The following is a 13,870-nucleotide window of genomic DNA, read 5'->3' on the forward strand; positions in this document are numbered from 1 at the left end:
TCGGTCGCCGTAAACCCTTCCATGGGGGCTTGATTGAAACATCCATGTTTCAAACATCCGAATTTCAAAAGATGGACCGCTTCTACGCTGTGGAACAACAGAGGTATATTTCATATTAACAACCCCAACTAGCAGGAGACTGCCAATAACTAGCGCGGTAACCCGATAAACTGGTTTCATAGCCGCGGGCATCGGTAACCGTGACTGATATTAAAGCAAAGTGTGCTGGGCAATTAGCCGTGCTGCTATTTGCGTTGCCGTTTATGGAGACAGAATCACTTATATCAACTTGTATCGCTACCGAAAAATTCGAAAACTCAGCAACAGCAGAACCGTTAACATCGCGAAGCCCAGTTTGTGAATAACCATGGTATTCATAGATGTTATCCCAACCGACTCGGCTTGGAGAACCGGCTCGTGATTGATCCTCAACGCTATCGTTAATATCAGATCTTGATAGGTTGGCGACTAAGCGTGGGTCAGCGGAGCCATCAAAGAAAGACTTACTGCTTACTTCTTCTAAATATTGCCGAGCAAGCATTTGCGCTTGGCTTTGAATCATTGGGTCAACATTGCGAACACTTTGGCTGCCCAGTGTTTGCAATAACGCTGCGGCGGCAATGGAAATAATGACCATAGCGATGATCAATTCAACCAGCGTAACACCTGATTGTTTTTGAGGTTTGTACTGATTGTATGGAAAGCTATTACTGAACCGAGACATAAGCCGTGCCTCCATCCACTGTTAAAGTGCCATTCGATAACGTGTACGGCGTGTTAGCGGCCACAGGGGAGCTTGGTAACGTGGTACAGGCAGCACTGGTGGGTAAAGTAGTTAAATGATACAGCTTACCTTCACCGGTAAAAAAGAATCTCAGTGTTGTTGTCGCAGCTAATGTCGTTGGCTCTGTATTCGCAACAGCACTATTTGAACCATCGTTCACTGGAATATTGAAATTAAAAAACTCTGAAGTACATCCAGGTTCAATTGTTTTACTTGAACAATTTGCATCACGCAGCGTTGTCCAACCGGAGGAAGTAATGCGAACTTCATGAGTGCATTGCGAAGTGATGCTGCGATTACGAACCCAAGCTAACGCATTGGCGAATTCGGCACGATCGAAAGAATCTTCGAAGGTGGTGCTATTAAAAAAGCGTGGGAAGGTAAGGGCAGAGAGTATACCGAGGAGAATGATCACTATGACTAGTTCTACTAGGGTGAAGCCATTATTTTTCATGGTTTGAAGTCTGAAGTTAAGAGGCATAAATGCCCACTTAACTTCTACTGATTTTATTTACTATTAACAACCAGTTACTGCACTAATGACTGGTGCAGTATTAGCTGCTGCAGATTCAGTATAACTAAAAGTACAAGTTCCAGATAAGAATGTAGCTACTGTAGGAGTGGCCGCTGGTCCAGGAGTACATGTTGCATCGCCGTCTAAGTTAATTGCATCGCAAATTGTACCAGCAGAAGTTGCTGTTGCTTCGGGATAACCATTGGTCATTGTTATCGTAGTCCCCTCTAAATCGATAGTGGCCGGATTACCTGATGCTAACCAAGCTGCATGAGAAATCGCAGAAGCAGATTGGGCAGCAGCGCGAACTCCTTCGATCACTGCTTCTTCAGCTTGATCGCCTAAATTTGCAAAACGCGGCAATGCAAACGCTGATAAAATACCTAAAATCACGATAACCATGATCAATTCGATTAGTGTGAAACCTTGTTGCTTTTTCATTTTATTACCCTTTGCTTATATATTGAATATTTGTGAAGTTTAGTTCGATTTTGACCAAAGGGAAAGTACTCTTAAGACTTTACTTTAACTTTAGTCGGTATAAATTTAATTACATTGGTTATTTACAGCATCATATGTGCCAACCGCTGAGCTGTAATTTGGTAAATCACCCATGGATTGTGGTGGTTGATAGGTCACGCACTTGCCGTTAAGGTGCATGATGAGTAAATCATCAGCGGCTTCGCTTCTGCTGACCAGTGAGCGGCTGTCGCTGTAGGCTATGCTAATGTCACCGCCGATTTCCAATAAGTGCTCAATACCGCGAAAAGAACCCGCCGATGGCGTATTTATGTTCGCTGGCCGAGCAACAGGGAAGCTATTCACAAAATAAAGGGTTTGACCGTTTATCGTGAAATCGCCTGTACCTGTGAAGCTATCGGCGTAAGCCGCAGACTCTCCAATTCGCGCCGCAGCACGCACTGCGCCCATCGAGTTTAGCAACACCGCATCTTCAGCCTGTTCTTCAAAGCTAATAAACCGAGGCAACGCGATTGCCGCTAAAATTGATAAAATCACAATAACGATGATTAACTCAATCAGTGTAAAGCCAAGTTGTTTCTTAAAAACCATAACATCCATAATACAATTAACTACCTAATGATTATTAATGCAAAAAGTGTGACACAATTCTCAAAATTTTGACATAAGGTGAAAAATAATTATTTGTGTGTCAATTATTTAATAACTAAAGCTCAAAACCCCATTTAATCCAGAATTTAGATATATTTTTCCATTGTTGATTGAAACGGTTGTCAATTTGGGTTAATTGATTTTTGGCGGTTTTGTTAAAAGGTGACCTAGAGCGTCAGAAAGTTAACGGATATTTAAAAGCGGGATTAGGTTATTGGCTGCGGGCTGCGGGTAAATTCAAAAGCTAAGCCATATAGCTACTAAAACAGTATTTATTTGACCTAGCCCAAAACTGAATTGATGTTTTGAACTAACTCGCAGCTCGAAGCTAGCGGACGCCCATAGGGCGTTCGTTCCGCCCTCAACGCGCCGCGTTAAAAGCCTCAATCAAAGCAGCAGTTGAGCTATCCAAGCCACCCGTCTCCCCTGATTGCATTGCGTCAAATACGGCATTGCCTAAAACCTTACCCAGCTCTACGCCCCATTGATCGAAGCTGTTGATGCCCCAAATGGTGCCTTGGACGAATATTTTGTGTTCGTACATGGCAATTAAGGCGCCAATAATTTCAGGCGTACCTAAATTGAAGGTGATGGTGTTGCAAGGTCGGTTGCCTGGAATTACTTTATGGGGTGCCAGTGATTCAGCTTCGGCTTGGCTCATGCCTTTTGCGGTTAATTCAGCAATAACGTCGGCTTCGGTTTTACCTTCAAGCATCGCCTGTTGCTGGCCTAAGAAGTTGGCAAATAACCACGGGTGGTGATCGGCAACTGGGTTGTGTGAGGTTAACGGCATAATGTAATCGGCTGGTATGAGTCGCGTGCCTTGGTGGATAAGCTGGTGGTAAGCGTGTTGACCGTTCGTGCCTGTGCCACCCCAAATGACAGAGCCGGTATTCCAAGAAACCGTCTCACCATCTTGAGTGACTTGTTTGCCGTTCGATTCCATATCGACTTGCTGTAAATGTGAAGGCAAATCTTGTAGGTACTCGTCATAACTTAAAACAGCATGAGATTCAGCGCCAAAAAAGTTTTGGTACCAAACGCCTAACATACCTAAGAGTGTTGGTAAGTTTTGTTCTAGTGGCGCGGTACGGAAGTGTTCATCCATATCATGAGCGCCTTGCAATAAGGCTTCGAAGGTGTCGCTGCCTAAGACCAACATTTGCGCCAAGCCAATGCCTGACCATAATGAATAACGACCACCAACCCAATCCCATAGCGGGAACATGTTAGCTTCTTCAATACCAAAGCCCGTTGCGGCGGGTACGTTGGTAGACACAGCAACGAAGTGATTCTTCACTTGCTCAGGCTTTCCACCTTTAGAATAAAACCATTCACGAGCGGCTTCGGCATTTTTAAGTGTTTCTAGGGTGCCGAATGATTTAGAGGCAACAATAAATAAGGTGGTCTCGACATCTAAACCTTTGATGGTTTCAGAAAAGTCAGTCCCGTCAATGTTAGCAATGTATTTTAAATCGAAGCCTTCTTTCCAATAAGGTGTTAAAGCATCCGAAACAACCTTAGGCCCCAAAAATGAACCCCCAATACCAATATTTACGATGGTACGTAGCTTTTTACCAGTAAAGCCAGCAAATTCGCCACTGTCGACTTTCGCAGTAAAGGCTTTCATTTTGGCCAAAGACGCATTGACCGTCTCGGTAATGTTTTCGCCAGCAACCGTAATTTCACGATTACTGCGATTACGTAAAGCAATATGTAAAGCAGGGCGGTTTTCGCTTTTGTTGATGGTTTCACCATCGAACATAGCTTTAATTGCTTCGGGTAATTTTGCCGCGTTGGCTAGTTCAGTTAACTTGCTAAGGGTCTCATCGTTAATCCGGTTTTTAGAATAGTCGAGTGTAATGCCCGCCGCTGTGGTGGTGTATTTTTGCGCACGTTTGGCATCAGCTTGGAACATATCGCGCATGTGCTGGTTTTGCATCTCGGTTTGATGCTCTGTGAGTGCTTGCCATTGCGGTAAAAGAGTCGGATTAAAAGACATAAGGACAGCCCCTAAAAAAGAAGTGAAAAATATTTATGTAATTAAATTACAAATTTGTACGTAAAGCTACGCCTTTTTGAACCTAACTTGACATCAATCAGCAGAAAATCTGATGGATTAGTGATCATTTAGTAGGAAACTTCTAAAAGCGAGAGTTAGTAAGGATATTACAGCGCAAAATTAAGGGCATATCGTCTCAAGGTAAATCAGGGCATGAGACGGCATGGATGCCGTCTTTGAGCGCCCATGGAAGGGTTCACAGCGCCCCTTATTTACCTTGAGACGATATGCCCGAAGCCAGCCAAAAAAGTAAAACCTAACCCAAAACCTCAAAAGCAATGTTATCAATCAACCGAGCTTTGCCTAAGTAGGCGGCAGCTAAAATAACCAGCTTAGTATCGTGCTCTGTAGCCGGCTCAAGGTCATGTTGATTACTGATATTAAAGTAATCGGGTGTTAAACCTGCCGCGTGCAGAGCTTCTTTGGCTTCGCGAGTAATTAGCGCATGGCTCTTTGTTTGGCTTTTACAGTCTTCGGCTGCTTGTTGCAAGGTGGCGTATAAGGTAGGGGCTACTTCGCGTTCTTCGGCAGTGAGGTAATTGTTGCGTGAACTGTGCGCTAAACCATCTTCAGCGCGGCCGGTGTCTACGCCTATTATTTCAATAGGTAAAAACAGGTTCTCGACCATGGTCTTGATGACCGTAAACTGTTGAAAGTCTTTCAGGCCAAAAACTGCAGTATTTGGTTGAACCTGATTAAACAGTTTTAACACCACCGTTGCGACGCCAACAAAATGCCCAGGTCGGCTTGAGCCGCAATGCAAGGTGGTGATATTGCTCACTTCAACTCGGGTTAAATCGGGCTCGGGGTACATTATTTCATTGTTTGGAAGGTATAAGAGACCGCAGCCATCGGCAATGAGGTGCTTTTTATCGGCTTCCAGCGTTTTTGGGTAGGCACCAATGTCTTCATTTTCGCCAAACTGTGTCGGGTTAATAAAAATAGAAGAGACAACAACGTCAGCGGATTCGCGTGCGCGTTTGATCAGTTTAAGGTGGCCTTCGTGAAGGTTCCCCATCGTTGGTACAAAGGCAATGGTTTTACCTTGAGCTCGAACGGCGTTGAGCTCACAGCGTAAATCAATTAAATTTTCAACTACTTTCATGGGTTACTCGAAGCTGTGTTCAGGTGCGGGGAAACGGCCTTGCTTAACATCATCAACATAGGTTTGAATGGCGTTTTGCCAAGTATTGTCGCTGGCCATATAGTTTTTAACGAATTTAGCGAGCTTGTGAGGGTTTAAGCCCAGCATATCGTATATAACAAGTACCTGGCCGTCTGTATCTTTACCTGCACCAATGCCAATCACCGGCGCATCAACCGCTTCGGTCAGTGCCTTTGCTAAATCTGCGGGCACGCATTCTAATAAAATAAAATCGGCACCGGCGTCAACTAACGCTTTTGCATCCTCAATCATTGCTTGAGCAGCATCTTCGTTGCGGCCTTGAACTTTGTAGCCACCAAATTTATTAACTGACTGAGGCGTTAGACCTAAATGTAAGCAAGTCGGGATGCCAGCCTGACTCAGTGCCTTCACCGCATCGCAAAGCCAAGCGCCGCCCTCTAATTTAACCATGTGCGCGCCTGCTTGCATAAGCTTGCCGGAGTTCTCTAAGGTTTGCATCACATTGCCATACGAGTTGAACGGCAAATCGGCCATGATCAACGAGCCTTGGTTGCCACGCGCTACCGCGTCTGTGTGGTAAACCATTTCATCAACTGTTACAGGTAAAGTGGAGTCTCTGCCTTGGCAGACCATACCAAGGGAGTCTCCGACTAGAATCACTTCTACGCCGTTGCTTGAGACCGCATGAGAGAAGGTCGCGTCATAAGCAGTTAATACAGTAAACTTTTCGCCTTCGCTGACTAATTTGCGAATGGTCGATACAGATTGTTTTTTCGGCATAATGTTAGGCTTCATTTGATTCGAATAGTCAATGGTTACTATTGTCGGAACATAAGTCAAGCCAGTGTTGAATGAAACTCACTAGTTAAGCGATTTTAGCAATACTTTGCTGGCCAGTAAGGCGGTTCCAATGCTCGAGTGACTGGTTTTCTAAGAAGAAGGTTGCACCCAGTTCTAAGAGCGGTTGAATGACAAAAGCGCGTTCATGGGCTCTAGGGTGTGGCAGGGTTAGCACTGGGTCACTTGAGGTTTCACCTTCAACCCAGATAATGTCTAAATCTAGCGTGCGAGGACCCCAACGAATATCTCTAACTCGACCAGCGTTTTTTTCAATGCTTTGCAGAGCTTTGAGTAAATCTAGCGATTCAAGGTTTGTTTTAATTAAGCAGGCAGCATTGATGTAGTCAGGCTGATTGTCTGGGCCACCAACGGCTGTTGAACGATAAAGGGAGGAGATTTGTTTGAGTTGGCTAGCCGGTAGGCTAGATAAGTTATCCAGTGCCGCATTCAGTTGAGACACTGGATTCTCTAAGTTGCTCCCTAGCGCGATATAAACCGAACGCGACATGATTTAGCCTTCGGTTTTAGGGGCTGTGTTGCTAGGTTTACGACGTCGACGTTTCTTTGGCGCCTGCTGCTGGCCTAAGACCGTACGCATATTGGCGCGTTGATCCGGATTACGCTCTTGGTAATCGGTCCACCATTTGCCTAAGTCATCTAGTTTTTCACCGGCGCTCTCGCGTAACAGTAAAAAGTCATATGCCGCGCGGAATCTCGGGTGAGTGAGCAATTGCTCTGCTCGTAAGCCGCGACGCTTAGGTAAGCGAAGCTGTAATTCCCAGATTTCTTTCATGGGAATCGAGAAGCGTTTTGGGATGGCGACTGTTTTTACTTGGCGGTCGAGCACCTGGCCCATCGCTTTCTGCCAAGCCGGCATTTCAGGCGTGCCCATCTGAATATTGTAATCGGCTTGCTCTTTTACGGCAGGCCATAACAAGGCAGCATATAAAAATGCTGGCGTGACGGCTTTATGCGCATTAATCCGAGCATCGGTGTTGGTCAATGCTTGATTAATGAAATCATTGTAATAGCTGTCTTGTGTCGATTCTAAAATTTGGTGAGTTTGTGGTAATAACGGCTCTAGCAATTGGTATTTTTGCATTAATTGCCAAGTTTTAAGGCCGTTTCCACTCATTAACAATTTAACCACTTCATCGAATAAGCGAGCAGGGGCTATATGCGTTAACAAAGAAGCCACTTCGCTGATCGGTTTTGCGGTGGTTGGTTCAATGTCAAAATCTAATTTACCAGCAAAGCGTATCGCGCGTAACATTCGTACCGGATCTTCACGGTAGCGTGTTTCGGCATCGCCAATAATGCGGATGACCTTATTGGCTAGATCTTGCATGCCAATAGGGTAGGCTTTTATAGAGAAGTCTTTCGCGGTGTAATACATCGCATTGATGGTGAAATCGCGTCGGCGAGCATCATCTTCTAAGTTACCGTAAACGTTGTCACGCAGTAACATGCCTTCGGCGGATTGCTTTTGATCAGAATCTGCTTCATCAGCTTTACCACGAAAAGTGGTTACTTCGATAATTTCACGACCAAAGGTAACGTGCACAATACGAAAACGGCGACCAATAATGCGAGAGTTACTAAATAATTTACGCACTTGTTCTGGTGTAGCGTCGGTGGCTACATCGAAATCTTTAGGTGCTAGCTTTAATTGTAGGTCACGCACGCAGCCGCCTACCAGATAGGCCTCGTGGCCAGAGTTTTGTAAGCGATAAAGTACTTTTAAGGCATTGTGACTAATACCACGACGTGAAACATCGTGCTCATCTCGACTAATGCTGACTAAAGCGTCGCTTGTGACTGGTTTCTTCAACCAGCGTTTTAACCAATTAACTACCATGTATGATAAATATTCTACTTTAATTCGGGAGTATCCGCGGAGGGCGCAGTGTATAGAAATTTCCGCTGGTAATCTAGCATCACTAAATTTTGGGAGGAAGAGATGAGCCAGCCGGCGTACTCGCCGGCCGTAACAGCACTTTCGCAGGTGGTGTCTGGCTTATTATTCTTGTTATTTATTATTATTTTTAGTGTTGCCTAATTCTTATGAGCCGCCCCTTATTTTTGTTTTTAGGCGGGGCTGCTTTAAAGGTTGCCATTATTGTTTTTGTTTTCCGGCTTACCTGCTTGCTCCGTGGTTATTGCACCACGCGTGCCAGTTTTGAAAAATCCTTTTAAATCAAAGGGTTAGAATAATCAGGTTGAAAGGTGACCAGTTGAAAAGCCACAGAGTGTTACCTGAAGTTGCAATAAAGTAACGAACGTAACAGGTTTGTTACTGACGGAAAGCTGTCAGTTTGGAGCTGTCAGCTTTCAGCGGGAATAAAGATTGAGGGATGTTTTGGGCTTCGGGCTGCGGGCTTCGGGAATAAAGACTAAGGAGTGTTTTGGGCTTGTCTTTTGAACCAATCCGCAGCCAGAGGATGCCCAAAGAGCACCGCTCTGCCCCTAATCCCTTGAACTAACTTGCAGCTTGCAGCTCAAAGCTCGCGGATGCCCGAAGGGCACCGTTCTGTTTACCCATCGCGTCTCCGCAGGCTCCGAACGCTCCTACTTGTAGGTGATTTGGGGGTTTTTAATTTTTGAACTAACTTGCAGCTCAAAGCTCGCGGATGCCCGAAGGGCACCGTTCTGTTTACCCATCGCGTCTCCGCAGGCTCCGAACGCTCCTACTTGTAGATGATTGGGTGGCTTTTAATTTTTTGAACTTACTTGAAACTAGCAGCTAAAAACACGCGGATGCCCAAAGGGCACCGTTCTTATCAACCTTTCGCAGTTTTCTTCGGCCTTGGAATCCCTAGCCTTTGGCGCCGTTCCCACAAGCACTTACGGCTGATACCGAGTTTTTGGGCTAGGTCGGTTTCGGACATGCCGTCTTGGTGTTCTACGACGAAATGCTGGAAGTAGTCTTCTAGTGATAAGTCTTCTTCGGCTTTTTCTGGTTCGGCGGTTGGCGCGATGGTGCTAGCCACTACGTCAGACTTGACTGCTGCTAGAGTTTCCGGAATATTCCAGTCATCTACGGTTATGCCTAGATCATTGATATCGATTACGCCATCGTCGGCCAATATGAGCGATCGCTGGATTGAGTTTTCGAGCTCTCGCACGTTGCCCGGCCAGTCGTATGCCATCATTTTGTCTTTGGCTTCTTTGCTAAGCTTGATGTCGCCTTCGATATTTAAGCGTCGACAATGCTTATCAATTAGGTGTTCGGCTATTTCTAAAACGTCTTTACCGCGCTCGCGTAGCGGCGGTAAGGCTATTTCAATCACTTGTAAGCGATAATATAAATCTTCGCGGAACAAGTTCTCTTTCACTAATTGCTTTAAATTTCGGTGAGTCGCGGCGACTAAACGGATGTTTACTTTGCGAGAATGAACTGAGCCTACTCGGCGAACTTCACTTTCTTGTAAAACGCGTAATAATCGCGCTTGCGCTTCTAATGGTAACTCACCAATTTCGTCTAGGAATAGGGTGCCGCCTTCAGCAGCTTCTACTAAGCCTTGGCGTGCAGCCGTTGCACCGGTAAATGAGCCTTTTTCATGACCAAAGAGTTCAGATTCGATCAGGCTTTCAGGAATGGCCGCGCAGTTAACGTTGATCAAAGGGCTATCTTTACGTGAGCTATGGTTGTGTACGGCTCGTGCGGCGAGTTCTTTACCTGTGCCTGATTCACCTTGTATGAGTACGGTGATGTCAGCAGGCGCAACGCGTAAGATTCGGCGATAGAATTTCTGCATCGGTTCACAACTGCCGACTAAATCGCCCATGGCACTGCGAATATCATCAACTTTAATAAAACTGGAGTCGATATTAGCGTCGTCAGTAACATTGACAGCGGAGAATCCGTTGGGTTTGCTTTTCGTATCTTCGATGACTCGACGAACGGTACGAATCATATCTTCATGGTCGAACGGTTTAGCGATGTAATCAACGGCACCTAACTTCATCGCATCTACCGCAGAGCGCATACTGGCGTAACTGGTCATGATTAACACTGGCGTATTTTTGGCCATGATAATTAGCTCAGTACCCGGTGCACCAGGCAGCCGTAGATCGGAAATGATGAGGTCGAACTGGTTTAAGTCATGTTGGCTGGCTTCGGTAACAGATTCCGCTTCGGTCACACGAAAACTATTGCGTTCGAGCAAGCGCTTAAGTGCCGTGCGAATGATGCTCTCGTCTTCTACGATGAGAATAGAATGCATGCAAATACTCCAAGCAAGGTCATCTCAGACCGTTTAAAACATCGTTAGGTGTTACCAGAGGTAACAGAATTATGTAAGGGTAACCGAATCGTGAACCGAGTGCCAATATCCTCATGAATTAATATCGGTGACTGTACACTTATTTGCCCGTAGTGCTCTTCAACAATTGTGTAGGCTAAAAACAAGCCTAAGCCAGTCCCTTTGCCGACTTCTTTGGTGGTAAAGAAAGGATCGAAAATATGGTCAAGCACCGCTTTATCAATGCCTGATCCTTCGTCAGAGACCATAATGAGAACGGACTCATCGTCTATTTCTGAGTTTATTAATACCGTGTCTTCATTTTGTGAGGCATCTCGGGCATTGCCCAGTAAATTGATAAATACCTGTGCTAAGCGTTGAGGCTCACACATAACCTGTAGATTTTCGCCGACTTCGTTGACAAAAATAACCTGGCTTGATTCACGGTTTAAAGACAATAGATCTATGGCATCTTGAACGATTTGGTCAATAGGGTGCGGTTGGTGGCTGTTCATACTGGTGTCTTGGCCAGCATGCGCGAAATTGACTAATGATCGAACAATTTTTGTGACTCGATCAGCCTGTTCGCGTATTTGATTGGCAATAACCCGTTTTTCTTCTGGGTCATCAACGTATTTTAAATCTTGCGCTAAACAATCTATACCGGTGATAGGGTTGCCAATTTCATGAGCGACGCCAGCGGCAAGGCGACCAATACTGGCGAGACGTTCAGAGTGCATTAATTCAGATTCAAGCATTTTGTGCTCGGTTTCATCTTCTAACAGAATAACCGTCCCTTCGTTAAGGTCGTCACTTTTTTGGTCAAAACGAGTACGGTGCAAACTAAACCAGCGTGTGCCTGACATTGGCCCCGTGCTTTCTTGCTCTATCATTAACTTGTATTCATGGCCTTTAAGGAAGCTGTCTAAAAGGTCGTACCATTGACCAGGTAAAGACTCAATTTTGGCGCCAATGGCGTCTTTTTCGTTTATGCCGGTCAGGCTTGCCATAAGCTCATTCCACAGCAGAATTTCACCGTCTTGGGTGAGCGAGCAAACACCAATGGGCAATCGATATAGAGTTTCGCGGTGATGTCGGCGCAGGCGATCTAGCTCTGCAGACATACCAGATAATTGATAGTGATAATTATCTAAATTCTGCTCTAAAAAGTGGATGTCATCACTTTCGCCCTTGTGATCGTCTTCATACGGTAAGTAACGACTGACTAATGCGGAGCTGACAGAAGGTCCCATCATGCCAGATAGGTTGGCTTCAATGGTGTCTCGTAAACGGCGCAGCGCATAGGGGCGGTATTCGCTCGGCTGAAACTTGAGTGTTTTTAACGCCCGACCGACTTCGCGTTCGGCCATAACCTGGCCGAGAGGCTTGCTCAGCGCGGAAGTAAATTCACGGGCATTCTTGGCTTGTAGGGGTAGTCGTTGGCGCCGGTCTATACGTGTAATGACACATATTTCGGCCGAATTTTGCTCCTCAGGTGAGGTTTTGGTCATTAAAGATACGGCAAAGAAGGTGAGTGCGTTAGCACCAACCGATAACAGAATAATTTGAGTCCAGGTGTCTCGGTCAAATGCAAAATGTAAGGGTAAACGGTGCGTGAGCTCTAGGCTATCGGTTAAAATTGGCCAAAACTGCAATGCCCCCCATGTAATCAAGCCAATAAGGGTGCCCGCGATAAAGCCCTTGCGATTGGCGTGGCTCCAAAATAGCAGACCGATCAGTCCAGGTAGCATCTGGGATAAACCCGTGAACGAAGTTATAAGTAAAGTCGTTTGGTTTTGAATTTGGTTTAAAAATATATAAAAACCAAAGGTTGCACCGAAAACGCATGCAATAAGTACACGGCGCATCCAAATTAACCATTTATAAATATCAACATCTGCTCTGGGCGTCGAAAAAGGCATGACGACATGGTTCAGTAACATACTTGAAAGTGACAGCGAGGCGATAATGGTAATGCCTGCTGCCGCCGATAGCCCGCCTAAATAGGTCAGCCACACCAAGGTCGGGCTTTCTAAAATTAAACCCAGACCAATTGTGAAATATTCAGGGCTAAGCGGAACGCCTAAGCGTGACCCTGCCCATAGAATAGGTAACACAGGCAATGCCATAAGCAATAAATAAAGCGGAGCCGCCCAAGTGATGATACTTAGGTGTCCCGGTTTAGTGCTTTCTTTGAATAGAATTTGAAACAAATGCGGTAGCACCAAAGGCGCCGTGGTAAAAATAAGCAATAAAGAGAACCATTGCATAGGCTTCATTGCAGAGTTAAAACTGCTTAAGTTGGCCGGTGCAAAGCGAATCCATTGTTGAATGTCGCTAGGGTTGTCGCCTAGTTGTTTCAGAGCAATAAAGCCTATCAGCAAAAATACAGATAACTTAAAGAGCGCTTCAATGGCTAATGCAAAAATAAGTCCTGGGTGTTTTTCACTTGGTTTTACATGGCGGGTACCAAATAGAATCGTGATATAAAGCAATATAAGGCTTATTAAGCCTGCAATAAATAAAGTATTGGCATCTGGATCTAAAATAACAATAACGTCGGTAATGGCTTGTAGCTGCAAAACTAAGAGTGGTAACAGCGCCATGAGTACGCCAATGGCGGTAATAAAACCTACCCAGCGAGAGCGGTATCGAAAGGCAAATAAATCGGGCAGTGAGGAAAGCTGATAATCTTTAGATAACCGAAATAAAGGCCGAATAATCATTGCAGAGAATAGCAATAAAACCGCTAAGCCAATATAAAAAACCAAGTAGCCGTGTTGCAATTCGACGGCCATGCCTACGCTGCCATAGTAGGCCCAAGAGCTACAACTTACGCCAAACGCTAATATATAAACAATAGGGTGCTTGAGAATTCTGTCCGGTATTTTGCCTTGCTCAGCTAAGAAAACAGTCAAAAATAAAACGGCTAAATAGCCAAGTGCGACTAAAACGAGAATTCCCCATTCGAAATTCATCCTCGGTCACTCCCAAAGTGCTCAACTAAGGCGTTAATAATAATCAAGAAAAACCAGATAATAAAAGGCAAAAGCCAGTAACTGAGGCTGTCAAAAAGATACAGGGTGAACGGTAATAGTAAATAGATGGGCAGAATCAGTAATTTAAGCAGCATGTCGGCGCGCCGAATAGGATAGTTTCGGGCGCCAGT

11 protein-coding genes are annotated in these 13,870 nt (G+C 45.2%); all 11 read right to left on the bottom strand.

What is annotated here, in order from left to right:
- Window positions 1-115: 115 nt before the first annotated feature.
- The 11 genes from ACI882_RS00790 to ACI882_RS00840 all read right to left on the bottom strand — a co-directional run bounded on the left by ACI882_RS00790 (window position 116) and on the right by ACI882_RS00840 (window position 13,679).
- Window positions 116-724 carry a prepilin-type N-terminal cleavage/methylation domain-containing protein gene (locus ACI882_RS00790; RefSeq protein WP_411746112.1) on the bottom strand — a complete coding sequence of 203 codons (609 nt, stop codon included), beginning with the start codon at window positions 722-724 and terminating at the stop codon, window positions 116-118.
- Complete coding sequence (locus ACI882_RS00795) at window positions 708-1,238, bottom strand: Tfp pilus assembly protein FimT/FimU (protein ID WP_411746111.1); 531 nt, start codon at window positions 1,236-1,238, stop codon at window positions 708-710. Before ACI882_RS00795 ends, ACI882_RS00790 begins: the two co-directional genes overlap by 17 nt.
- Window positions 1,239-1,301: 63 nt before the next feature.
- Entirely contained in the window at window positions 1,302-1,739 is a 438-nt protein-coding gene (locus tag ACI882_RS00800) for a type II secretion system protein (protein WP_411746110.1), read from the bottom strand.
- Between the two features lie 105 nt (window positions 1,740-1,844).
- Entirely contained in the window at window positions 1,845-2,369 is a 525-nt protein-coding gene (locus ACI882_RS00805) for a prepilin-type N-terminal cleavage/methylation domain-containing protein (RefSeq protein ID WP_411746811.1), read from the bottom strand.
- A gap of 421 nt (window positions 2,370-2,790) precedes the next feature.
- Window positions 2,791-4,431, bottom strand: coding sequence for a glucose-6-phosphate isomerase (gene pgi, locus ACI882_RS00810; protein ID WP_411746004.1), 1,641 nt, complete (start codon window positions 4,429-4,431; stop codon window positions 2,791-2,793).
- Between the two features lie 316 nt (window positions 4,432-4,747).
- A complete protein-coding gene (gene panC / locus ACI882_RS00815) occupies window positions 4,748-5,596 on the bottom strand; it encodes a pantoate--beta-alanine ligase (RefSeq protein ID WP_411746005.1) in 849 nt (282 codons plus the stop codon).
- Between the two features lie 3 nt (window positions 5,597-5,599).
- Complete coding sequence (gene panB, locus ACI882_RS00820) at window positions 5,600-6,397, bottom strand: 3-methyl-2-oxobutanoate hydroxymethyltransferase (protein ID WP_411746006.1); 798 nt, start codon at window positions 6,395-6,397, stop codon at window positions 5,600-5,602.
- Between the two features lie 85 nt (window positions 6,398-6,482).
- Complete coding sequence (folK, locus tag ACI882_RS00825; RefSeq protein ID WP_411746007.1) at window positions 6,483-6,965, bottom strand: 2-amino-4-hydroxy-6-hydroxymethyldihydropteridine diphosphokinase; 483 nt, start codon at window positions 6,963-6,965, stop codon at window positions 6,483-6,485.
- A 3-nt stretch (window positions 6,966-6,968) separates the two neighbouring features.
- Window positions 6,969-8,315: a polynucleotide adenylyltransferase PcnB gene (pcnB, locus tag ACI882_RS00830; protein ID WP_411746834.1), complete on the bottom strand. Its 1,347-nt coding sequence runs from the start codon at window positions 8,313-8,315 to the stop codon at window positions 6,969-6,971.
- A gap of 922 nt (window positions 8,316-9,237) precedes the next feature.
- The gene (locus ACI882_RS00835) at window positions 9,238-10,683 is read right to left on the bottom strand and encodes a sigma-54-dependent transcriptional regulator (RefSeq protein WP_411746083.1); all 1,446 of its coding nucleotides are present in this window, start codon (window positions 10,681-10,683) and stop codon (window positions 9,238-9,240) included.
- 44 nt (window positions 10,684-10,727) lie between these two features.
- The gene (locus ACI882_RS00840) at window positions 10,728-13,679 is read right to left on the bottom strand and encodes an ATP-binding protein (RefSeq protein ID WP_411746835.1); all 2,952 of its coding nucleotides are present in this window, start codon (window positions 13,677-13,679) and stop codon (window positions 10,728-10,730) included.
- Between the last annotated feature and the right edge of the window lie 191 nt (window positions 13,680-13,870).

Source organism: Reinekea sp., assembly GCF_046710285.1.
In the GTDB taxonomy this organism is placed as follows: domain Bacteria; phylum Pseudomonadota; class Gammaproteobacteria; order Pseudomonadales; family Natronospirillaceae; genus Reinekea.

Excerpts from the sequence above, each read along its gene's own strand:
- ACI882_RS00790 (WP_411746112.1), bottom strand. The coding sequence starts at position 724 with ATGTCTCGGTTCAGTAATAGCTTTCCATACAATCAGTACAAACCTCAA.
- ACI882_RS00795 (WP_411746111.1), bottom strand. The coding sequence starts at position 1,238 with ATGAAAAATAATGGCTTCACCCTAGTAGAACTAGTCATAGTGATCATT.
- ACI882_RS00800 (WP_411746110.1), bottom strand. The coding sequence starts at position 1,739 with ATGAAAAAGCAACAAGGTTTCACACTAATCGAATTGATCATGGTTATC.
- ACI882_RS00805 (WP_411746811.1), bottom strand. The coding sequence starts at position 2,369 with ATGGTTTTTAAGAAACAACTTGGCTTTACACTGATTGAGTTAATCATC.
- pgi (WP_411746004.1), bottom strand. The coding sequence starts at position 4,431 with ATGTCTTTTAATCCGACTCTTTTACCGCAATGGCAAGCACTCACAGAG.
- panC (WP_411746005.1), bottom strand. The coding sequence starts at position 5,596 with ATGAAAGTAGTTGAAAATTTAATTGATTTACGCTGTGAGCTCAACGCC.
- panB (WP_411746006.1), bottom strand. The coding sequence starts at position 6,397 with ATGCCGAAAAAACAATCTGTATCGACCATTCGCAAATTAGTCAGCGAA.
- folK (WP_411746007.1), bottom strand. The coding sequence starts at position 6,965 with ATGTCGCGTTCGGTTTATATCGCGCTAGGGAGCAACTTAGAGAATCCA.
- pcnB (WP_411746834.1), bottom strand. The coding sequence starts at position 8,315 with ATGGTAGTTAATTGGTTAAAACGCTGGTTGAAGAAACCAGTCACAAGC.
- ACI882_RS00835 (WP_411746083.1), bottom strand. The coding sequence starts at position 10,683 with ATGCATTCTATTCTCATCGTAGAAGACGAGAGCATCATTCGCACGGCA.
- ACI882_RS00840 (WP_411746835.1), bottom strand. The coding sequence starts at position 13,679 with ATGAATTTCGAATGGGGAATTCTCGTTTTAGTCGCACTTGGCTATTTA.